This window comes from Streptomyces sp. Edi4 (assembly GCF_040253615.1).
In the GTDB taxonomy this organism is placed as follows: Bacteria; Actinomycetota; Actinomycetes; order Streptomycetales; family Streptomycetaceae; genus Streptomyces.
On sequence record NZ_JBEJGY010000004.1, the window covers coordinates 2,666,493 to 2,686,768 of the forward strand.

Sequence of the window (20,276 nt, forward strand, 5' to 3'; positions counted from 1 at the left end):
CATGAGCACCACCTACTCACTGCGCGCCAAGCACCGCCGCTCGGCGCTGCGCACCCTGGCGTTCCTCTCACCCTGGCTGATCGGGTTCGGCGTCTTCTTCGCCTACCCGCTGATCTCCACGGTCTACTTCTCCTTCACCCACTACGACGGTTTCGGCGCGGCCACCTTCGACGGTCTCAAGAACTGGGGTTATGTCTTCAACGACTACCCGCTGTTCTGGCCGGCGCTGCGCAACACCCTGTGGCTGGTGGTCGTCATGGTCGCCTGCCGGGTGGTGTTCGGACTCGGCGTCGGCCTGCTCGTCACCAAGATCAAGACGGGGGTCGGCGTCTTCCGCACACTGTTCTATCTGCCCTACCTCGCCCCGCCGGTCGCGGCCACCCTCGGCTTCGTCTTCCTGCTCAACCCCGGTACGGGGCCGGTCAATTCACTCCTGGGCGACCTGGGCATCCCGGCGCCGGACTGGTTCACCGACCCGTCCTGGTCCAAGCCCGCGCTGACCCTGCTCGCGGTGTGGGGCGTCGGCGACCTCATGGTGATCTTCATGGCCGCGCTCCTGGACGTGCCGAAGGAGCAGTACGAGGCCGCCGAACTCGACGGGGCGTCCGCCTGGCAGCGGTTCCGTTATGTCACGCTGCCCAACATCTCGCCGATCGTGATGTTCGCGGTGGTCACCGGCGTCATCCAGGCGATGCAGAGCTACACCCAGCCGCTGGTGGCGGGCAAGGTCGCCTCCGGGAACCTCGGCAACTCGGGCCAGCAGTTCGAGCCCGGCTACCCCGACAAGTCGACGCTGACCCTGCCCCAGCTCGTCTACAACCTGGGCTTCCAGCGCTTCGACTACGGCTCCGCCTGTGTGGTCGCGCTGGTCCTGTTCGCCCTCTCCATGGCCTTCACGGCGCTGCTCATGAAGCGGCGCGGCGGACTCGTCCAGGCAGGTGAGTGACATGACGTACGCCCTTGAGGCTCCGGCGGCGACCCCGGCGGCCAGGGTCGCCCGGCGCAAGGCCGCGCTGCACTGGATCGCGGTGCACGCGCTCGGTGTCGCCGCCGCCCTGTTCTTCGTGCTGCCCTTCGTCTTCCTGCTGCTCACCTCGCTGATGGACGACCACCAGACCCTCACCCGCGACCTCGTCCCGCACCACTGGGCGTGGTCCAACTACCGCCAGGTGTTCGACACGCCCGGCTTCTTGGGCTGGTGGAAGAACACCCTGCTGTACGCCGGGCTCGGCACCGTGCTCAGCGTGGTGTCGTCGGTGCCGGTGGCCTACGCGCTCGCCAAGTTCCGCTTCCGGGGGCGCCATCTGTCGCTGATGCTGGTCATCTCGACGATGATGCTGCCGCCCCAGGTGGTCATCATCCCGATGTATCTGTTCTGGGCCAGGCAGCTGGACCTGTCGGGCACCCTGTGGCCGCTGATCATCCCGCTGGCCTTCGGCGACGCGTTCACCATCTTCCTGCTGCGGCAGTTCCTGATGACCATCCCCAACGAGTACCTGGACGCCGCGAAGGTGGACGGGTGCGGGGAGCTGCGCACCCTGCTCAAGGTGGTGCTGCCCATGGCACGCCCCGGCATCGCCGCCGTCGCGCTCTTCCAGTTCTTCTACGCCTGGAACGACTACTTCGGACCCCAGATCTACGCGTCCGACACGCCGGGGTCCTGGACGCTGAGCTATGGCCTCGAGTCCTTCAAGAGCGCGCACCATACCGACTGGAACCTGACCATGGCCGCGACCGTTCTGGTCATGGCCCCCGTGATCCTCGTCTTCTTCTTCGCACAGAAGGCCTTCGTCGAGGGCGTCACGCTGACCGGAGTGAAGGGCTGATCGATTCCATGAAGCTCGCAGTAGTGGGGGGCGGGTCCACCTACACCCCCGAACTCATCGACGGCTTCGCCCGGTTGCGGGACACGCTGCCCGTCAGTGAGCTCGTCCTGGTCGACCCGGCCGCCGACCGCCTGGAGCTGGTGGGCGGGCTCGCCCGGCGCATCTTCGCCAAGCAGGGGCACCCGGGGAAGATCATCACCACCTCCGACCTGGACGCCGGTGTCGCGGACGCGGACGCCGTGCTGCTCCAGCTGCGCGTCGGCGGACAGGCCGCCCGGCAGCAGGACGAGACCTGGCCGCTGGAGTGCGGCTGCGTGGGCCAGGAGACGACCGGCGCGGGGGGCCTGGCCAAGGCCCTGCGTACGGTGCCGGTGGTGCTCGGCATCGCCGAGCGCGTGCGCCGCGCCAACCCGGACGCCTGGATCATCGACTTCACCAATCCGGTGGGCATCGTGACCCGGGCCCTGCTCCAGGCCGGGCACAAGGCGGTCGGCCTGTGCAACGTGGCCATCGGGCTCCAGCGCAAGTTCGCCAAGCTGCTCCAGGTGACGCCCGGCGAGGTCCACCTCGACCACGTCGGTCTCAACCACCTCACCTGGGAGTTCGGGGTACGTCTGGGCGGTCCCGCGGGCGAGAACGTACTGCCCGGGCTGCTCGCCGAGCACGGCGACGCCATCGCCGACGACCTGCGCCTGCCCCGCCAGGTCCTGGACCGGCTCGGCGTGGTGCCCTCCTACTATCTGCGCTACTTCTACTCCCACGACGAGGTGGTGCGCGAGCTCGCCACCAAGCCGTCCAGGGCCGCCGAAGTCGCGGCAATGGAAAGGGAGTTGCTGGAGATGTACGGCGACCCGGCGCTCGAGGAGAAGCCGGAGCTGCTGGCCAAGCGCGGCGGCGCCTTCTACTCCGAGGCCGCCGTCGACCTCGCGGCGTCACTGCTCGGCGGCGGGGGAAGCCCCGTGCAGGTCGTCAACACGTACAACAACGGCACGCTGCCCTTCCTCGCGGACGACGCCGTCATCGAGGTGCCGGCCCGGGTGGGACGCGACGGCGCGGTCCCGCTCCCGGTGCCCCGGCTCGACCCGCTGTACGCGGGGCTGATCGCACACGTCACCGCGTATGAGGACCTGGCCATCGAGGCCGCCCTGCGCGGTGGGCGCGACCGGGTGTTCCGCGCCCTGCTCGCGCACCCGCTGGTCGGGCAGTACGACCACGCCGAGAAACTCACCGACCGGCTGATCGCGCACAACCGGGAGCACCTTTCGTGGGCATGAGGGTGCTGGCGATCGACGCCGGCAACAGCAAGACCGACGTGGCGCTGATCGACGCGGACGGCACGGTGCTAGGCGCCGCGCGCGGCGGAGGCTTCCGGCCGCCGGCGGTGGGCGTCGAGGTGGCCATGCACATGCTGGCCACCACGGTGGAGGAGGCCCACCTCGCCGCGGGTAGCCCCGGGCCGCTGCGGGTCGAGCACGTTTCGGCGTGCCTGGCCAACGCCGATCTGCCCGTGGAGGAGCGGGAGTTGACGGCCGCGCTGACCGCGCGCGGCTGGGGGGCGTCGGTGAGCGTCCACAACGACACCTTCGCGATCCTGCGCGCCGGGCTGCCCGTGGGCGCCGAGCCGTGCGGGGTCGCGGTGGTGTGCGGCGCGGGCATCAACTGCGTCGGCATGACACCGGACGGGCGCACCGCCCGCTTCCCCGCCATCGGGAAGATCTCCGGCGACTGGGGCGGGGGCGGCGGGCTCGCCGAGGAGGCCCTGTTCTTCGCGGCGCGCGCCGAGGACGGGCGGGGCGGGGCGACCGCGCTCGCCTGCGCCCTGCCCGACCACTTCGGGCTCTCCTCGATGTACGAGCTGATCGAGGGGCTGCACCTGGGGAGGATCCCGGTGGTGCGGCTGCACGAGCTGAGCCCGGTGCTCTTCGAGGTCGCGGCGGCCGGTGACAAGGTGGCGCGTTCGCTCGTCGAGCGGCAGGCGGAGGAGATCGTGGCCCTGGCCACCGTGGCGCTCGGGCGGCTCGGCCTCCTGGAGGTGGAGACGCCGGTCCTGCTCGGCGGCGGTGTGCTCGCGGCCCGCCATCCCCAGCTGGACGACGGCGTACGCGAACGGCTCGCGGTCCGGGCGCCCAAGGCGGTGCCGCTGGTGGTGACGGCGTCGCCCGTGCTCGGCGCGGGCCTGCTCGGCCTCGACCGGGTCTCGGCGCCCGACGAGGCGTACGCGCGGCTGCGGGCCCAGTACCCGTAGGGCCGCAAGGGACGGTGGGGCGATGGGGGCCGGGGGAACCGAACGCCCGGGCGCCGCGTATACATGGGGAGGGAACGTGGGGGCGGGGGGCGCGCGGGGCTCACGGCGCGCGGGGTGGCAGGTAACAAGATCCAGACAACGCTGGATGGTTGTCGGTCCCTGCGGCCATACTGCCTAGGCAGCGACCGAGGGGGAGGTCAGGTGGCGAATCCGCCGAACGTGCGCGAACCGGGGACGCGGGGGGCCGCGGTCCGGTCCATCGCGCAGCCGCGCCCGGGCGCGCGCCGGGGCTTGGCCGAGGCCCGCGAGCGGGCGCGCGCCGCCGCGACGACCGAGCCCGGCCGGCTGTGGATCATCGGCACGGTCGTGGCGGCCCTGGTGCTCGCCTTCGGCGCGGCCACCGCCTGGGAGGTCTTTGACCGCGCGGCCGCCGCCGACGACGTGGTGAGCCGCAGCCAGCCGCTCAGCGCGGACGCCGCGTCCATCTACCGTTCGCTCGCCGACGCGGACACGGCGGCGGCGAGCGGCTTCCTCGCGGGCGGCCAGGAACCGCTCGATGTGCGCGCGCGGTACGACAGCGACATCGCGACCGCCTCCCGGCTCCTGGTCAAGGCGGCCGCCAACACCACCGGCTCGGCCGACTCCGCCCAGCAGATCGCCACCCTGAACCAGCAACTCCCGCTCTACAACGGCCTGATCGAGCAGGCGCGGGCCAACAACCGGCAGGGCTTCCCGGTCGGCGGCGCCTATCTGCGCTTCGCCAACCAGAAGATGTCCACCAGCCTGCTGCCCGCCGCGCAGAAGCTGTACGAGGCGGAGACGGGCCGCCTCTACGACGACTACGGCCAGGCCGACACCTGGCCGTACGCGGCGACCGTGCTCGGCCTGGTGGCGCTCGGCGGCCTCCTGTGGGCCCAGCGGCGCACCTATCTGCGCACCAACCGGGTGTTCAACCACGGCCTGCTGGCCGCGACGGCCGCCGCCACGGTGATGCTGCTCTGGCTGGTGGTGGGGCACGCGGTGGCCTCCTCTGACCTGTCGGCCTCGCGCGCGCACGGCCAGGAGTCCCTGAAGGTCCTCAACGACGCCCGGATCAGCTCCCTCCAGGCCCGCGCGAACGAGAACCTGACGCTGGTGGCCCGGGGCGCGGTGCTCACCTCCGACGGCAAGGACCAGTACGAGGCGGACTACATCCGGGAGATGGCGACCCTGTCCGACCGGCTCGGCGCGGCCCGCGCCCTCGCCGACGACGACGCGGGCAAGTCCCCCGTGGCCGCCGCGGCCGCCGACATGAACACCTGGCGCGCACGGCACACGGCGGCCCGCAGGACGGACGACAGCGGCGACTACGACGGCGCGCTGACCCAGGTGCTTGGCGCCAAGAACTCCACGGGTGAGAGCTTCGACCAGGTGGACAGGGCGCTGGACACGGCGATCGCCCACGAGCAGCGCCAGTTCACCTCGGCCGCGTCCGACGGCCGGGGCGCCTTCTCGGGTCTGCCCCTCGGCGCGGCGGTCCTCGCCGTGCTCGCGGCGGCGGGCGCCGGGGTGGGCGTCAGCCGCCGCCTCGCGGAGTACAGGTGAGCGGCATGGACGGCGGCAATGGACCAGCGAGCAGCGGTGGATGGGCGAGAGGGGTCGCGATGAGCGGCGCGAAGAGCTCGGCGGACCCGGCCCGCGCGGCCGCCCCCGGCACCGGCACCGGCACGCCGGGCCGTGCCCGGCGCGCGGCCAGGCGGCTGCGCGGCTGGGGCGGGGTGGCCGGGATGGCCCTCGCGCTCGCCGTCGCGGCCGGCGCCCTGATCCCGCTGAGCCGGCACGGCGGCCAGGCCACCTCGGTGAGCGTCGGCCCCGCCGCCGCGCGGGGCGTGCCGGCCAAGGCCGACGACTGCGTGGATCCCGAGGCGAGCCTGCCCCCGTCGAGCGCGGACGGCCCGAACATCGACGCCATCAAGCGGCGCGGCAAGCTGATCGCGGGCGTCGACCAGAACAGCTTCCGCTGGGGCTACCGCAATCCCACGACCCGCACCCTGGAAGGCTTCGACATCGACCTGGTGAAGGCGATCGCGAAGAACATCCTGGGCGACGAGAACGCGGTGATCTACCGCGCCATCCCCACCAGCCAGCGCATTCCCGCGCTCCAGAACGGCACGGTGGACGTGGTGGTGCGGACCATGACCGTCAACTGCAAGCGCGTCAAGCAGGCCTCGTTCTCCACCGCGTACTTCGAGGCGGGCCAGCAGGTGCTCGCCCCCAAGTCCTCCGCCATCACCGGCTTCGACGACTCCCTCAAGGGCAAGCGGGTCTGCGTGGCGGCGGGCTCCACCGCCTTCGACGCGCTCAAGGCCGCCTCGCACGGCGCCGACTACCAGGACTTCACGGTCCCCAACCAGCTGGACTGCCTGGTGCGCCTCCAGGAGAACCTGGTGGACGCGGTCGTCACCGACAACGCGCTGGCCGCCGGACAGGCCGCCCAGGACCCGGCGGTCCAGCTCAAGGGCAGCCCCTTCACCACCGAGTACTACGGCGTCGCCGTCAAGCTCGGCAACACCGATGTGGTGCGGCGGGTCAACCAGGTCCTGGTGGACTACCGGGACGGCGGGGACAACAGCGCCTGGATGAAGGCCTACCGTCAGTGGCTGGCCGCCGACCTGCCGGGCATAAAGAGCCCGCCGGCACCCAAGTACCGGACGGGATGAGCACGTTGAGGCAGCGGCCGTACCACAGAGCGGAGAGGTGATCGATGGGCGCGGGATCCTTTCCCGGCTCCACCGGAAGGCCCCCCGAGCCGGCCCCGCCGGTCATGGACCGGGACGAGGCGGACCGTGCGCTGGCGCGCCTGGACGCCGAGCACGAGGCCGTGGAGACCTCGCTGCTTGCCCTCCAGGACCATGCCGGGCGCCGGCTCCTGGAAGGGGCCGAGCTCACCGGCGTCACCCGGGAACGCTGGGCCGCCACCGAGCAGTCCATCTCCCTGCTGTGGGCGTACTTCGACGCGTACACGGCGGCCCTCAGCTCCGCGCGTGAGCTGCGCGCCCGGCGGCGCTGGCCGAGCCGGGAGGACCTGGTGGAGCTGACCGACCGGCTGCGCGGCGAGTCCGTCACGCTCTCCGGCGCCGCCCTGCACGGCGCGCCCACGCTGGCCGGTGGCCCCGCGAAGCTGACCGAGCGCTTCTCGCTCGCCGACCTCGTCCACCGGATGAACGAGCTGTACGCCCGCTCGCTCGACCTGGTCGTGGCCGCCGACACGGTGTGGTCCGCGCTGCCCGCCCGGATAGACCTGCTGGCCGCCGAGCTGCACCGCACCCGGGGGCTCGCGCACTCGGTGGGTGTGCGGCCGGGCGAGCACCCCTCGGGCGACGACCTGGAGGCGATCACGGCCGAGCTGGCCGAGCTGCGCACCCAGGTGATCTCCGACCCGCTCGCCTTCTGGGTGCCGGCCCCGGGCAGCTCGGCGCCGGGCGGCGGCCGCCCCGACACCGGCCGCTACGACCGGGCCGCGCGCGCCCTTGAGGACGTACGGCGCGAGATCGACGCGGTGCTGACGGTACGTCAGGACGCCGAGCAGCGCCTGGCCCGGCTGCGGGACGTCCTGTCGCGGGCCGACCGCACGCTGGCCGAGGCGCGCTCGGCGCGCGGTGAGGTCCTGGCGAAGATCGCCGCCAGCGAGGTGCCGGCCGTCAGCGGGCCCTCCATCGTGCTCCAGGAACAGCTGGCGGCGGCCGCCGAGTACCGCAGGCACGCCCAGTGGCACCGCCTGTCGCCCCTCCTTGAGTCCCTTGAGCGCGAGGCGGAGGACGAACTGCTGCGCGCACGCGCCTCGTTGACGGCGGTGACCGCGCCGCTCGCGGTCCGCGCCGAGCTGCGCGGGCGCCTCGACGCGTACAAGGCGAAGGTGGCCCGGCACGGCATGGCAGAGGACCCGCTCCTGATGGAGCGGTACGACGCGGCCCGCCGGATGCTGTGGTCGGCGCCCTGCGACCTGCGGGTCGCCGAGGACGCGGTGCTGCGCTACCAGCGTGCGGCGGCGGAAGTGCTGGTCCCCGGGCAGTCGGGAACCCAGGACGTGAGGGGGGATTCGTGAGCGAGAACACCCAGTGCCAGCGCCCCGGTTGCGCGGGCACGTACGAGGACATGGGCGGCGGCGAGCTGTACTGCGACACCTGCGGGCTCGCGCCCGTCGTGTCGCCCACCGGCATGGTGTCGTCGCCGCCCACCGGGATCACCGGCGGCGGCCACCGCTCGGCCTCCTCGGCGGCCGCGTCCTCCCCGTCCTCCCGGTCTGCCCGGTCCTCATCGCGCGCCTCCGCCCGCTCCTCGCGCTCGTCGACGTCTCGTCGTTCGGTCTCGGGGCGCCTGTCGTCGCTGTCCGGCGCCGGGACCGCGCGCTCGGTGTCGGTGCGCAGTTCGGGTGCGGCGGCCAGTTCCTCGGCGCGCAGCCGGCTCGGCGCGGGTCTGGTGACGGTGCCCGCGGTGCCGCGCCCCGATCCGCGTTCGGCGGTGATGGAGCGCCCCGAGGTGCCCGAGCGCAAGCGGTTCTGCTCACGCTCGGACTGCGGGGCTGCGGTGGGCCGCTCGCGCGGGGAGCGGCCCGGGCGCACCGAGGGCTTCTGCACCAAGTGCGGCCACCCGTACTCCTTCGTGCCCAAGCTGCGCACCGGTGACATCGTGCACGGCCAGTACGAGGTGATGGGCTGTCTGGCGCACGGCGGCCTCGGCTGGGTCTACCTCGCCGTGGACCGGGCGGTCTCCGACCGCTGGGTGGTGCTCAAGGGCCTGCTGGACACCGGCGACCAGGACGCGATGGCGGCGGCGATCTCCGAGCGTCGCTTCCTCGCGGAGATCGAGCACTCCAACATCGTGCGGATCTACAACTTCGTCGAGCACCTGGACCAGCGCACCGGCTCGCTCGACGGCTACATCGTCATGGAGTACGTCGGCGGCAAGTCGCTCAAGGACATAGCCAACGAGCGGCGCACGGCGGCGGGCAGGCGCGATCCGCTACCGGTCGAGCAGGCCTGCGCGTTCGGCATCGAGGCGCTGGAGGCGCTGGGGCATCTGCACAGCCGCAACCTGCTGTACTGCGACTTCAAGGTCGACAACGCCATCCAGACCGAGGACCAGCTCAAGCTGATCGACATGGGCGCGGTGCGCCGCATGGACGACGACGAGTCGGCGATCTACGGCACGGTCGGCTACCAGGCCCCCGAGGTCGCCGAGGCGGGACCATCGGTCGCCTCCGACCTGTACACGGTGGCGCGCACCCTGGCCGTGCTGACCTTCGACTTCCAGGGCTACACCAACGTCTACGCGGACTGTCTGCCCGACCCCGACACCATCGAGGTCTTCCGCGCCTACGAGTCGTACTACCGCTTCCTGGTACGGGCCACCGACCCCGACCCGGCGCGCAGGTTCGCCTCCGCGCAGGAGATGGCGGAGCAGCTGACGGGCGTGCTGCGTGAGGTCGTCGCACTCCAGACGGGCCGGCCGAGGCCCGCACTCTCGACGCTGTTCGGCACCGAACTGCGCGTCACGGACACCAAGTTGTTCGCCGCGCCGCACGACGCCGGCGCCGTCTCGCGGCTCGGGGCGCGGGTGGCCCCACCGGGCCGCCGGGGCCGCAAGGCACTCGCGGCGGCCGCGACCGCGCCGGCCGCCCCGGCCGCCGTTTCGGGGAGCGCCCCGCCCGCGCCGGGCACAACCGCAGTGTCCCACTTGGCGAGGCCGGGCGCCGTCCCCGCGCCGGGCGCCGTCCCCGCGCCGGGCGCCGTCCCCGCGCCGCGCGCCGAGGGCGCCGTCGGCGGGCCGCCCGTGCTCGCGCTCGCGCCGCTCGACGCCCGCGCCACCGCGCTCGCGCTGCCGGTACCGCACGTGGACCCGGGCGATCCCAACGCGGGTTTCCTCGCGGGCCTGATGGCGGCCGCGCCCGCCGAGCTGATCATCGCGCTGCGCTCGGCGCCCGCCCAGTCCATCGAGCGCCGGCTGCGCGAGCTGCGGGCCCGGCTCGACCTGGACGAGCGACTGTCCGCCGCCAAGGCGCTGGACTCCCTGGAGGCCGACCACCCCGACGACTGGCGGGTGGTCTGGTACCGAGGTCTTGCCGCGCTGGCGGCGGGCGACAACGAGAACGCGGCGCTGTCCTTCGACGCGATCTACGACGCGTTCCCGGGCGAGCCCGCCCCCAAGCTCGCCCTCGGCGTATGCGCGGAGGTGCTGGGCCAGCTCGACAACGCCGCCGAGTACTACCGCCTGGTGTGGATGACGGATCCCGGTTACGTCAGTGCCGCCTTCGGCCTGGCCCGGGTGCGGCTCGCCGCCGGTGACCGCGCCGGCGCGGTCAGGACTCTGGAATCGGTGCCGGAGGCCTCCATCCACTACACGGCGGCCCGGGTCGCCGCCGTCCGGGCGCGGCTGCGCGGCCGCTCCCCCCACGACCCGTTGCGCGCGGACCTGTTGGCGGCCGCGGCCCAGATCGAGGCGCTGGACGCGTTCGGACTCGACGCCGTGCGACGTGCGCAGCTGACGGCCGAGGTCCTGGGCAGCGCCCTGGACTGGGTACTGTCGGGGAGCACCGGCGCCGGGCAGGACACAACCGTCCTGCTCGGCAGCGAAGTCGACGAGCGGGGCCTGCGCTTCGGTCTGGAACGTTCGTACCGGATGCTCGCCCGGCTCGCACAGCGCGGCGAGGAAAGGATCGACCTGGTGGAACGGGCCAACCGATTCCGCCCACGGACCTGGGTGTGACGATGTCGCAGACGCATCAGCTCGCCGCCTGCCCCGGCTGCGAAGAGCCGCTGGAGACGGGCGACCTGTTCTGCGGGGCCTGCGGGTACGACCTGTCGGCCGTGCCCGAGCCCCCGCTCGACCATCCGACCATCGAGTTGGCGTCACCGGCCGCCGCCGTGCCGCCCCACGTGCCCCGCCCCACGAGCCCGGACGGCCCGGCGGCGGCGCCGGGGGCGGGGGCGGAGGCGGCTCAGGGTGAGCAGCCCGGGCAGCCCGGCCGGCCCGGGCAGGAGGCGTACGCGCTCGCGGCGCCCGACCCGCGCGCCGCCGAACCCGACGCTCCCGACGCGCACACCCATGTGGCGCGGCCGCCGGCGGCCCCCGCCAAGGTCTGCGTGGCCTGCCGGGCGGGCCGGGTCGACGGCGACGGCTACTGCGAGAACTGCGGGCACGCCCAGCCGCGCGAGCGCGACCACATGGAGCAGGAGCTCGGCGGCGTCTCGGCGGTGAGCGACCGGGGCCTGCGCCACCACCGCAACGAGGACTCCTTCGCGCTGTCCTCGACCGCGCTGCCCGACGGCTCGCCCGCCGTCGTGGCCATCGTCTGCGACGGGGTGTCGTCGGCGACCCGGCCCGACGAGGCGTCGGCGGCCGCCGCGGCCACCGCCAACGAGTCGCTGCTGGCCGCTCTGGAGCAGGGCACCCACCCGCAGCAGGCGATGCACGACGCGATCCTGGCGGCCGCCGAAGCCGTCAACTCCCTTGCCGCGGAGCCCGTCCAGGCCCTGCCGCACGAGGCGCACCGCCACCAGAACGCGCCGGCCTGCACGCTGGTGGGCGCGGTGTCGGCGGGCGGGCTCCTGGTGGTGGGCTGGGTCGGCGACAGCCGCGCGTACTGGGTCCCCGACGACCGTACGGCCGCGCCGGCCCGGCTCACCGAGGACGACTCGTGGGCCGCGCAGATGGTGGCGGCGCGCCTGATGAGCGAGGCCGACGCCTACGCGGACGAGCGGGCCCACGCCATCACGGGGTGGCTCGGCGCGGACGCCTACGATCTCGACCCGCACACCGCCTCGTTCAAGCCGGACCGCTCCGGCGTGGTGGTGGTCTGCACGGACGGGCTGTGGAACTACGCCGAAGGCGCCGAGGAGATGGCCCGTGTCGTCCCGGTGGACGCCGCCGCACAGCCGCTGCGCGGCGCGCGGGTCCTGGTCGGGCACGCCCTGGACGGCGGGGGCCACGACAACGTGACCGTGGCCCTGCTGCCGTTCGCGGTGGAGCCGCAGGGGGCGGCTCCCGGCCGCCCGTAGGCCTCCTGCGCCCTCACCCGCCCGCCCGGCGCCACCCGCACCCCGCAACTCGCCCCGCACTCTTGTCACTTCAGGTCCATGGAGCCTCAAGGAGCCTTTTCCGATGGCCAACTTCTCGAAGTCCACCGTGCCGCAGTTCTCCGTAGAGGTGTACCAGAACGAGTTCCTGCCCGAGGGCGGGCGCGAGGTCAACGCGATCGTCACGGTGGCCTCCACCGGGGGCGGCACCCTGGGGGGCGGTCCCCTCACGACGGCCACGGTCTCGCCCGTCCACGTGCCGGGGCAGGCGCCCGCCGCCGCCGTGGTGATCATGGTGGACTGTTCGGGCTCCATGGACCACCCGCCGACCAAGATGCGCAACGCCCGCGACGCGACGGCCGCCGCCATCGACACCCTGCGCGACGGGGTCGAGTTCGCGGTGGTCGCCGGCACCCACACCGCCCGCGAGGTCTACCCCGGCAACGGCCGCCTGGCCACCGCCGACAGCCGGACCCGGGCGCAGGCCAAGGACGCGCTGCGCAAGCTGAGCGCGGGCGGCGGCACCGCGATCGGCACCTGGCTGCGCCTGGCCGACCGGCTGCTCGGGACGGCGGACGTGCCGATCAGACACGGCATCCTGCTGACCGACGGGCGCAATGAGCACGAGTCGCCCGAGGACCTGCGCGCCGCGCTCCAGGCGTGCGCCGGGCGGTTCACCTGTGACGCCCGTGGCGTGGGGACCGACTGGGAGGTCAAGGAGGTGACCTCGATCGCCTCCGCGCTGCTCGGCACCGCCGACATCGTCGCCGACCCGGCCCAGCTGGCCGGCGACTTCACGCGGATGATGGAGAACGCGATGGGCAAGGAGGTCGCGGACGTGGCGCTGCGGCTGTGGACGCCGGTCGGCGTGGAGGTCATGTTCGTCAAGCAAGTGGCTCCCGCTGTCGAGGAGTTGACGCACCGTCGCACCGAGGCGGGTCCGCGCGCCGGGGACTATCCGACCGGCTCGTGGGGCGACGAGTCGCGCGACTACCACATCTGCGTGCGGGTGCCCCAGGCCAACATCGGCCAGGAAATGCTGGCGGCCCGTGTCTCCCTGATCGTGCCGGACCGCGAGGGCGGTACGCCCCAGGTGCTCTCGCAGGGTCTGGTGCGGGCGGTGTGGACCGACGACATGGTGGCGTCCACCTCCATCAACCCCCAGGTCGCCCACTACACAGGTCAGGCCGAACTGGCCCAAGTCATCCAACAGGGCCTGGATGCGCGCAAGTCGGGCGATGTGGACGGGGCCACGGCGAAGCTCGGCCGGGCGGTCCAGCTGGCCGCCGCCTCCGGGAACGCGGATACTGCGAGACTGCTCGCGAAGGTGGTGGACGTGGTCGACGAGGTGACAGGTACTGTGCGACTGAAGGCGAAGGTTGCGGAAGCGGACGAGATGACCCTCGAAACGCGCTCGACCAAAACCGTTCGCGTCAAGAAGTAGCAGGAAGCGAACAGTAAGTAGTCGCGCGGCGCGTCGCGGGGTTACGACCAAGACGTACCGAGCAGGACCCGGAAGCACCGAGCCGTACAGAGACAGCCAGCCGTACCGAAGCACCGAACACCGAAGCACCCGAGCAGCACCGAGTACTGAGAACCACCGAGATGCCTCGGCCCACCGGGCCGGACAAGGAGAGGGGGAAGCGACTCCATGCCGACCTGCCCGAACGGACACCAGTCGGGTTCCGACGACTGGTGCGAGATCTGCGGCCATCGCATGGGCGCCGTGCCGCCGCCTCCCCCGCCGCCGCCCGCGTACCCGGGCCCCAGGGACCCGAACGCCACCGCGCAGGCCGAGCTCTGCCCGCAGTGCCGGACCCCGCGCGAGGCCGGTGCGCCCTTCTGCGAGGAGTGCCGGTGGAACTTCCTCACCAACACGGCGACCTCGTACACCCCGCTGGCCCCCCAGCACCCCCTGCCGCCGCAGGGCCCCGGCCCCGTGAGTGGCCCCGGCCCCGTGGGCGGTCCGGGTCCTGTGGGCGGTCCGGGTCCTGTGGGCGGTCCGGGTTCCACGCCCGGCCCCGGTCTGAATCTGCCGCCCGCCTTCCAGCAGGGTCCGCCGCCCGCGCCGCGTGATCCCTACGAGTACCACAGCTCGCGGCCCTCGCAGGTGAACCGGCCCGCCGAGCCGCTGGCCGCCGACCCCGCGCGGCGTCCCGGGCAGCAGGTGCCGCCGAACGGGTTCCAGCAGCAGCCGCCCGCGCCGCCGCGCCAGCCGTTCGCGGGACCGCAGGGCGGCCCTCAGGGTGGTGCGCCGGGCGGCCCTCAGGGTGGCCCGCCGCAGCCGCCGTTCGGTGGGCCCCAGGGCGGGCCGCCTCCGCCGCCGCCCTTCCAGCAGCAGGGTCCGCCGCCGCAGGCGCGGGAGCCCCGGCCGGGGGCCGACGACGACTGGATGCTGCCGCCGCCCTCCCAGGCCGTGCCGGGCCAGGGCAGGCAGCCCGGCACCGACCGCGCCGACGACTGGCCGCAGCCGGCCACGCCCGAACGCGGCGCCGACGACTGGCCGCAGGCCCGGCCCGAGGCGACCCCGAGGCCCACCCCCGAGCGCGCGGCCGACGACTGGCCGCAGCCGGGCCCCCGCTCCACCCCCGAGCGCGGCGCCGACGACTGGCCGCAGGCCGCGCCCGAGGCGCCCCCGGGGCCCGCGCCCGAGCGCGCCGCCGACGACTGGCCCCAGGCGTCACCCCAGGCCGCGCCGCAGGCCGCCGCGCCCGAGCGTGGCGACGACTGGCCGCAGGCGGTGCCGCCGCCGGCGCCCGCGCCCTGGTCCATCACGGTCGGGCCCGACCGGGACTACTTCCTGGCGATGATGCAGCGCAGCGGCCCCGAGGCGGCCGGGCTCAACCTGCCCGCGTACTCGCCCGAGCAGCAGCGTCCGCTGTCCGGCAACCAGATCACCATCGGCCGGCGCCGCCACTCCACCGGCGAGGCGCCCGACATCGACCTGTCGGTGCCGCCGGAGGACCCGGGCGTCTCGCACCAGCACGCGGTGCTGGTGCAGCAGCCGGACGGCACCTGGGCGGTCGTCGACCAGAACTCGACGAACGGCACGACGGTCAACGGCGCGAGCGAGCCGATCCAGCCCTATGTGCCGGTGCCGCTCCAGGACGGCGACCGGGTGCACGTGGGCGCCTGGACGACGATCACGGTGCGCCGGGGCTGAACGGCGCGCGCCGCAAGGGCCACGTGTGGGGCCCTTGCGGATCGTCCAGCCACGCCCACTGGGCGCCGCCGTCCACCGTCAGCCCGAACCGCTCGCGCCGGGGCCGCGCCTCGCGCCGCCACAGCTCGTACGCCTCGTACGGGTCGAGGCTGCCCGCTGTCAGCTCGACGAGGAAGCGGAACAGTTCGTCGGCCACGATCGCGCGGGCCGATCCGGCGGCGCCGGACGTGGGCCCCGCGTCCGGACCCGCGCCGCGCAACGGCACGAAGTAGGCCGGGGTGCCAAGGAAGCGGCCCTCGGCGCGGCCCGGACCCGTCACCCGCAGCCGGATCAGACCGGTGGCGAGCGGGGCCAGGATCAGCGCGCCCGGCCGGCACTGGGCGACCCACTCGTGCGGCACCGAGGCGACCGCGCACGTCGCCACGACCTTGTCGAAGGGGGCCCGCGCGGGAGCGCCGCGCGCCCCGTCCCCAGTGATCACGGCGGGCCGGTACCCGGCGGCGGCCAGATGCGCCCGCGCGGAATCGGTGATCTCGGGGTCCAGGTCAACGGTGGCCACGTTCGCCTCGCCGAGCCGGTGGCACAGCAGCGCCGCGTTGTATCCGGTGCCCGCGCCGATCTCCAGGACCCGGTCGCCGTCCGCGAGGTCGAGGGCCGCCAGCATGCCGGCCATCAAGGAAGGCTGGCTGCTGGAGGAGACGAGGTCGCCGTCGCGCAGCCGGGTGGCCAGCGGGGCGTCCGCGTATGCGCCGGTCAGCCAGCGTTCGCGCCGCCCGGGGTCGGGGTCCTCGCCCCACAGCCGGCTGTAGCCACGAGGTCCGCTCTCGTAGAAGTACGGCACGAAGAGATGGCGCGGCACGTCCTCGAAGGCGGCCCGCAGCGCCGGGTCGCCGAGCGCGCCGCCCGCCACGAGCTCCCGCACCAGGGCCCGCCGCAGCTCCAGGTCCGTCCTCATGCCTCCACTGTGCTGCGCCGGGACCCGCCGGGCGAGCCGTCCCCGGGCCGGACCCAGGGAGAGCGGTCCTAGGGCCCCGGTACTCGGCCGCCCGGTCTGAGACCATGGAAGCGCGCCGCATTCACCCAGGGACGGCCCCTGGGCTCCGGGCGGCGTCCCGGGGCAGGCCCCATGACATTGCGAGGGTGTTCAACGTGACCGAGATTCCGCGCGGCACGCTCCAGGAGCAGACGTTCTACGAGCAGGTCGGCGGCGAGCAGACCTTCCGCCGGCTCGTCCATCTCTTCTACCGGGGTGTCGCCGATGATCCGCTGCTGCGCCCGATGTACCCGGAGCAGGATCTGGGCCCGGCCGAGGAACGGCTCGCGCTGTTCCTGATGCAGTACTGGGGCGGCCCGCGCACCTACAGCGACGGCCGGGGCCATCCCCGGCTGCGGATGCGGCACGCGCCGTTCACGGTCGACCGCGCCGCCCACGACGCCTGGCTGCGTCATATGCGCGCCGCCGTGGACGAGTTGGGCCTGTCCCCGGAGCACGAGCGGACGCTTCTGAACTATCTGACGTACGCGGCCGCCTCGATGGTCAACTCCGAGGGCTGAGCCCACCGGACGCCCCGGCTGCCCCTCAGCACCCGCGAAGACTGCCCTTCCGACCGGAACTCGGTCATCCGTGGTCGCATTCCGATCACGATCGGGCAAGAACACCGAGTAAGCGGTTTCCACGACCCCGCGCGTCCTGAAAACATCTGGACACATTTCGGGGGAATGGCCAACAGCCCGAGGGGGGCCGTGTGCCGGGGTTCGTCTTGCTGCGCGTCCGCGCACACCGCTTGCTGCTTCTGGCGGCGCTGCTCGCCGTGCTGCTCACGACCTCGGTCCTGGCGGCGCTGACCACGTTCTCCGGCTCGGTCTCCGACGCGGCGCTGCGCCACACGCTCGCCACCCGCGCCGCCGCCCCGGCCGCCCTCGCCGTCACGTCCGGGGTCCGGCCCGACCAGCGGCAGGCGGCGGCGGACGCGGTACGGACGGGCGCGGCCACCGTCTTCGACCATCTGCCGGTCACCACACGGCAGTTCACGCGGTCGGGCACCTACGCGCTGCCCCGCTCCCCGCAGAACGCCGGCGCCGCCAATCCCGACCTCACCTTCCTGGCCGCCGTCGACCGCACGCGGGTCCGCCTGACGGCCGGCGGCTGGCCCTCCGCTCCGGCCGACGCGCGGGGCGGCGAGATCCAGGCCGCCCTGCCCGAGTCCGCCGCCGCCCGGCTCCCGGTGCGCCCCGGCGCCGTCCTCACCCTCACCGACCGGCTCGGCGGCCCGGACATCACCGTGCGGATCACCGGCGTCTACCGCGCCGCCGACGTGTCCGACGCGTACTGGCGCCTGGACGACCTCGGCGGGCGCGGCGTCCGCAAGCTCGACTTCACCACCTACGGACCCCTGCTCGCGGACCCCTCGGTGTTCGAGGGCGGCCGCGTGAGCGCGGGCCCGAGCGCCTGGCTCGCCACCGCCGACTTCTCGACGATCACCACGGACCGGATCGACGCCCTGCGCACGGCGGCGACCGAAGGCCCCAAGTCCCTGGTGAAACAAGGCGCGTTGGGGCCCGACGCCACGGCGGTGACCTCCCTGCCCTCGATTCTCGACCGGGCCGAACGCTCCCTGCTCGTGTCCCGCTCGACCCTGCTCATCGTCGCCCTCCAGCTGGTCCTGCTCGCCGGATACGCGCTGCTCCTGGTCGCCCGCCTGCTGAGCACCGAGCGGTCGGGCGAGACCGAACTGCTGCGCGCCCGGGGCGGATCGCGGCGCCAGATCGCCTGGCTCGCCGCCGCCGAGGCGCTGCTGCTCGCGGTGCCCGCCGCGCTGATCGCGCCGCTCCTGGCCGGCCCGCTGACCCGGCTGCTCGCCGGGCAGGGCGCACTGGCGCGGGCCGGGCTCCGCCTGGACACCTCGGCCACCGCCACGGTGTGGCTCGTCGCCGTGCTGGTCGCGCTCGGCTGCGCGGCGGCTGTGGTGGCGCCCGCGCTCGCGGCGGGGCCCAGGCGGCGCGGCGGGCGCGCGGGCGCGCTGCCCGCGCCGGTCCGCGCGGGCGCCGACATCGGGCTCCTGCTGATCGCGGGCGTGGCCTACTGGCAGCTCGACCGGCAGACCTCCGCCGCCGGCTCCGGCGCTCTCGACACCGACGCCTCGGGCGGACTCGGCGTCGATCCCTTGCTCGTGGCGGCGCCCGCGCTCGCCCTGCTCGCCGGGACCGTCCTCGTGCTGCGGCTGCTGCCGCCCGCGGCCCGGCTCGCCGAGCGGTGGGCGGCGGGCGGGCGGGGACTGCCGATGGCGCTCGCGGGCTGGCAGTTCAGCCGCCGGCCGCTGCGCGGCGCGGGCCCGGTGCTGCTGCTCATCCTCGCGGTCGCGATGGGCCTGCTCACGCTCGGCCAGTCGGCGACCTGGAACCGTTCGCAGAGCGACCAGGCCGACTTCCGCGCGGGCACCGACATCCGGGTGCTCACCTCGGCCACCAGCCCCTTCGGCCAGGGCGGCTCCTACGCCACGGTCCCCGGCGTCAGCGCCGTCGCCCCCGCCGTGCGCGAGTCGATGCCGCTGAGCGGCGGGCGCTCGGGCACCGTACTAGCCCTCGACACCCGCGACGCCCGCGGCTTCCTGCTGCGCCCGGACCTGGCGGGCCGCACGGCGCCGGAACTGCTGTCCCTGCTCACCCCGGAACAGGACCCGCCGGGCGGCGCCGTCCTGCCCGATGACACCGGGCGGATCGGCCTCGATCTGCGGCTGACCGGCCCGGCCGTCCCCAAGGGGCGGCCCGGCGCGGTGACCGCGACCCTGGAGGACCGGTTCGGGGTGCGGTTCTCCTTCCCGCTCGGCACGCTGGCACCCGACGGCCGGGCCCACCGACTGGGCCTCGACCTGGCCGCCGCCGCGGGCCCGCCGACAGGACGCCCCGCAGGACCCGTGCGCCTGACCGGCCTGACCGTGGCGCTCCCGGTCCCGCCCGGCACCGAAGGTCCGGGCGGCGTCGCTCTGGAGGGGCTGCGCGCCGAGGGAGCGGGCGGCCAGGACCGGCCGGTCGCCGTGCCGCCCGCCGCGCGCTGGACCACCTCGAGCCAGGACCAGCAGTCCCAACCCGGCTGGGACGGCGAGGAGACGGGCCCCCTCACCCGCACGCTCGGCCTCACCGCCCGCCGCTCCGCGCCGCCCCCGGCGACGGCCGTCGCCGACGACCGGTTCCTCGCCTCGAGCGGCGGCAAGGTCGGCCAGATCATCGACGTACCGCTCGGCAGCCACACCGTGCGCGTGAAGATCGTCGCCCGCCTCGGGCAGCTTCCGACCACCGGCAGCGGCGCGCCGGCGGCCACCGGAGCGCCCCAGGTGCCGGCCGCCCTGGACGGCGGCGGGCTGCTGCTGGACCTGCGGGCCGCCAACGCGCTGCTCCACAACGACGGCGCCACGGGCCTGACGGCCACCGAATGGTGGCTGACCACCGCGCCCGGCCGCGCCGCCGAGGCCGCAGCCGCGCTCCGGGACCGGCCCGACACCGACCCGGCGGGGATCGTCTCCCGCGCCGACCTCGCGCGCCAACTGCGCGACGACCCGCTCGGCGCGGGCCCCCAGTCCGCGCTTGCGGCCGTGTCCCTGGTGGCGGCGGCGCTCGCGGCGGTCGGCTTCACCGTGAGCGCGGCCGGATCGCTGCGCGAGCGCGGCCGGGAGTTCGGCGTACTGCGCGCCCTCGGCACCCCGCGCCGCCAGCTCGCCCGGCTGATCGCCGCCGAGCAGGGCGTTCTCATCGCGATCGCGCTGCTCGCCGGGTTCGGCCTCGGTGAACTCCTCACCCGGGCGGTGGTACCGCTGATCGTGCTGACCGACCAGGCCGCCCAGCCGGTGCCCGCCGTCCTGGTCGAACTCCCGGCGGGGCGGGTGGCGTTGCTGCTCGGCGCGGTGGCCGCCGTCCCGCTCCTGATCGTCGCGGCGATCGCGCTGCGCCGCAGCGATCCCGCCGTCACACTGCGCGGCCAAGGGGGCAACTGA

The 20,276-nt window shown here is 74.2% G+C and carries 14 protein-coding genes; 13 read left to right on the forward strand and 1 reads right to left on the reverse strand.

Annotated features, from left to right (window positions below):
- Position 1: 1 nt before the first annotated feature.
- The 11 genes from ABR738_RS14060 to ABR738_RS14110 all read left to right on the forward strand — a co-directional run bounded on the left by ABR738_RS14060 (position 2) and on the right by ABR738_RS14110 (position 15,288).
- A complete protein-coding gene (locus tag ABR738_RS14060; protein WP_350230313.1) occupies positions 2-946 on the forward strand; it encodes a carbohydrate ABC transporter permease in 945 nt (314 codons plus the stop codon).
- 1 nt (position 947) lies between these two features.
- The gene (locus tag ABR738_RS14065; protein ID WP_350230314.1) at positions 948-1,826 is read left to right on the forward strand and encodes a carbohydrate ABC transporter permease; all 879 of its coding nucleotides are present in this window, start codon (positions 948-950) and stop codon (positions 1,824-1,826) included.
- Between the two features lie 8 nt (positions 1,827-1,834).
- A complete protein-coding gene (locus ABR738_RS14070; protein ID WP_350230315.1) occupies positions 1,835-3,100 on the forward strand; it encodes a 6-phospho-beta-glucosidase in 1,266 nt (421 codons plus the stop codon).
- A complete protein-coding gene (locus ABR738_RS14075) occupies positions 3,097-4,071 on the forward strand; it encodes an N-acetylglucosamine kinase (protein WP_502964082.1) in 975 nt (324 codons plus the stop codon). Before ABR738_RS14070 ends, ABR738_RS14075 begins: the two co-directional genes overlap by 4 nt.
- A 201-nt stretch (positions 4,072-4,272) precedes the next feature.
- Positions 4,273-5,655 carry a GlnX family signal transduction membrane protein gene (locus tag ABR738_RS14080; protein WP_502964083.1) on the forward strand — a complete coding sequence of 461 codons (1,383 nt, stop codon included), beginning with the start codon at positions 4,273-4,275 and terminating at the stop codon, positions 5,653-5,655.
- 59 nt (positions 5,656-5,714) lie between these two features.
- The gene (locus ABR738_RS14085; protein WP_502964084.1) at positions 5,715-6,770 is read left to right on the forward strand and encodes a glutamate ABC transporter substrate-binding protein; all 1,056 of its coding nucleotides are present in this window, start codon (positions 5,715-5,717) and stop codon (positions 6,768-6,770) included.
- Positions 6,771-6,814: 44 nt separating this feature from the next.
- Positions 6,815-8,155 carry a coiled-coil domain-containing protein gene (locus ABR738_RS14090; protein WP_350230317.1) on the forward strand — a complete coding sequence of 447 codons (1,341 nt, stop codon included), beginning with the start codon at positions 6,815-6,817 and terminating at the stop codon, positions 8,153-8,155.
- Positions 8,156-8,205: 50 nt separating this feature from the next.
- On the forward strand, positions 8,206-10,815 hold the full coding sequence (locus ABR738_RS14095) for a tetratricopeptide repeat protein (protein ID WP_350234566.1): 2,610 nt from the start codon (positions 8,206-8,208) through the stop codon (positions 10,813-10,815).
- A gap of 2 nt (positions 10,816-10,817) precedes the next feature.
- Positions 10,818-12,107, forward strand: a complete 1,290-nt coding sequence (locus ABR738_RS14100) for a PP2C family protein-serine/threonine phosphatase (RefSeq protein ID WP_350230318.1) — start codon at positions 10,818-10,820, stop codon at positions 12,105-12,107.
- 103 nt (positions 12,108-12,210) lie between these two features.
- Positions 12,211-13,569: a vWA domain-containing protein gene (locus tag ABR738_RS14105; protein WP_350230319.1), complete on the forward strand. Its 1,359-nt coding sequence runs from the start codon at positions 12,211-12,213 to the stop codon at positions 13,567-13,569.
- A 207-nt stretch (positions 13,570-13,776) separates the two neighbouring features.
- Complete coding sequence (locus tag ABR738_RS14110; RefSeq protein WP_350230320.1) at positions 13,777-15,288, forward strand: FHA domain-containing protein; 1,512 nt, start codon at positions 13,777-13,779, stop codon at positions 15,286-15,288.
- Here ABR738_RS14110 and ABR738_RS14115 read toward each other — a convergent pair.
- Positions 15,269-16,243, reverse strand: coding sequence for a methyltransferase domain-containing protein (locus ABR738_RS14115; RefSeq protein ID WP_350230321.1), 975 nt, complete (start codon positions 16,241-16,243; stop codon positions 15,269-15,271). The two genes, ABR738_RS14110 and ABR738_RS14115, sit on opposite strands and share 20 nt — an antisense overlap.
- A gap of 194 nt (positions 16,244-16,437) precedes the next feature.
- Between ABR738_RS14115 and ABR738_RS14120 the strand changes: the two genes are divergently transcribed.
- The gene (locus tag ABR738_RS14120; protein ID WP_350230322.1) at positions 16,438-16,842 is read left to right on the forward strand and encodes a globin; all 405 of its coding nucleotides are present in this window, start codon (positions 16,438-16,440) and stop codon (positions 16,840-16,842) included.
- A 191-nt stretch (positions 16,843-17,033) separates the two neighbouring features.
- Positions 17,034-20,276, forward strand: a complete 3,243-nt coding sequence (locus ABR738_RS14125; protein ID WP_350230323.1) for an ABC transporter permease — start codon at positions 17,034-17,036, stop codon at positions 20,274-20,276.

Excerpts from the sequence above, each read along its gene's own strand:
- ABR738_RS14095 (WP_350234566.1), top strand. The coding sequence starts at position 8,206 with ATGGGCGGCGGCGAGCTGTACTGCGACACCTGCGGGCTCGCGCCCGTC.
- ABR738_RS14090 (WP_350230317.1), top strand. The coding sequence starts at position 6,815 with ATGGGCGCGGGATCCTTTCCCGGCTCCACCGGAAGGCCCCCCGAGCCG.
- ABR738_RS14070 (WP_350230315.1), top strand. The coding sequence starts at position 1,835 with ATGAAGCTCGCAGTAGTGGGGGGCGGGTCCACCTACACCCCCGAACTC.
- ABR738_RS14060 (WP_350230313.1), top strand. The coding sequence starts at position 2 with ATGAGCACCACCTACTCACTGCGCGCCAAGCACCGCCGCTCGGCGCTG.
- ABR738_RS14100 (WP_350230318.1), top strand. The coding sequence starts at position 10,818 with ATGTCGCAGACGCATCAGCTCGCCGCCTGCCCCGGCTGCGAAGAGCCG.
- ABR738_RS14075 (WP_502964082.1), top strand. The coding sequence starts at position 3,097 with ATGAGGGTGCTGGCGATCGACGCCGGCAACAGCAAGACCGACGTGGCG.
- ABR738_RS14065 (WP_350230314.1), top strand. The coding sequence starts at position 948 with ATGACGTACGCCCTTGAGGCTCCGGCGGCGACCCCGGCGGCCAGGGTC.
- ABR738_RS14085 (WP_502964084.1), top strand. The coding sequence starts at position 5,715 with ATGAGCGGCGCGAAGAGCTCGGCGGACCCGGCCCGCGCGGCCGCCCCC.
- ABR738_RS14105 (WP_350230319.1), top strand. The coding sequence starts at position 12,211 with ATGGCCAACTTCTCGAAGTCCACCGTGCCGCAGTTCTCCGTAGAGGTG.
- ABR738_RS14115 (WP_350230321.1), bottom strand. The coding sequence starts at position 16,243 with ATGAGGACGGACCTGGAGCTGCGGCGGGCCCTGGTGCGGGAGCTCGTG.
- ABR738_RS14110 (WP_350230320.1), top strand. The coding sequence starts at position 13,777 with ATGCCGACCTGCCCGAACGGACACCAGTCGGGTTCCGACGACTGGTGC.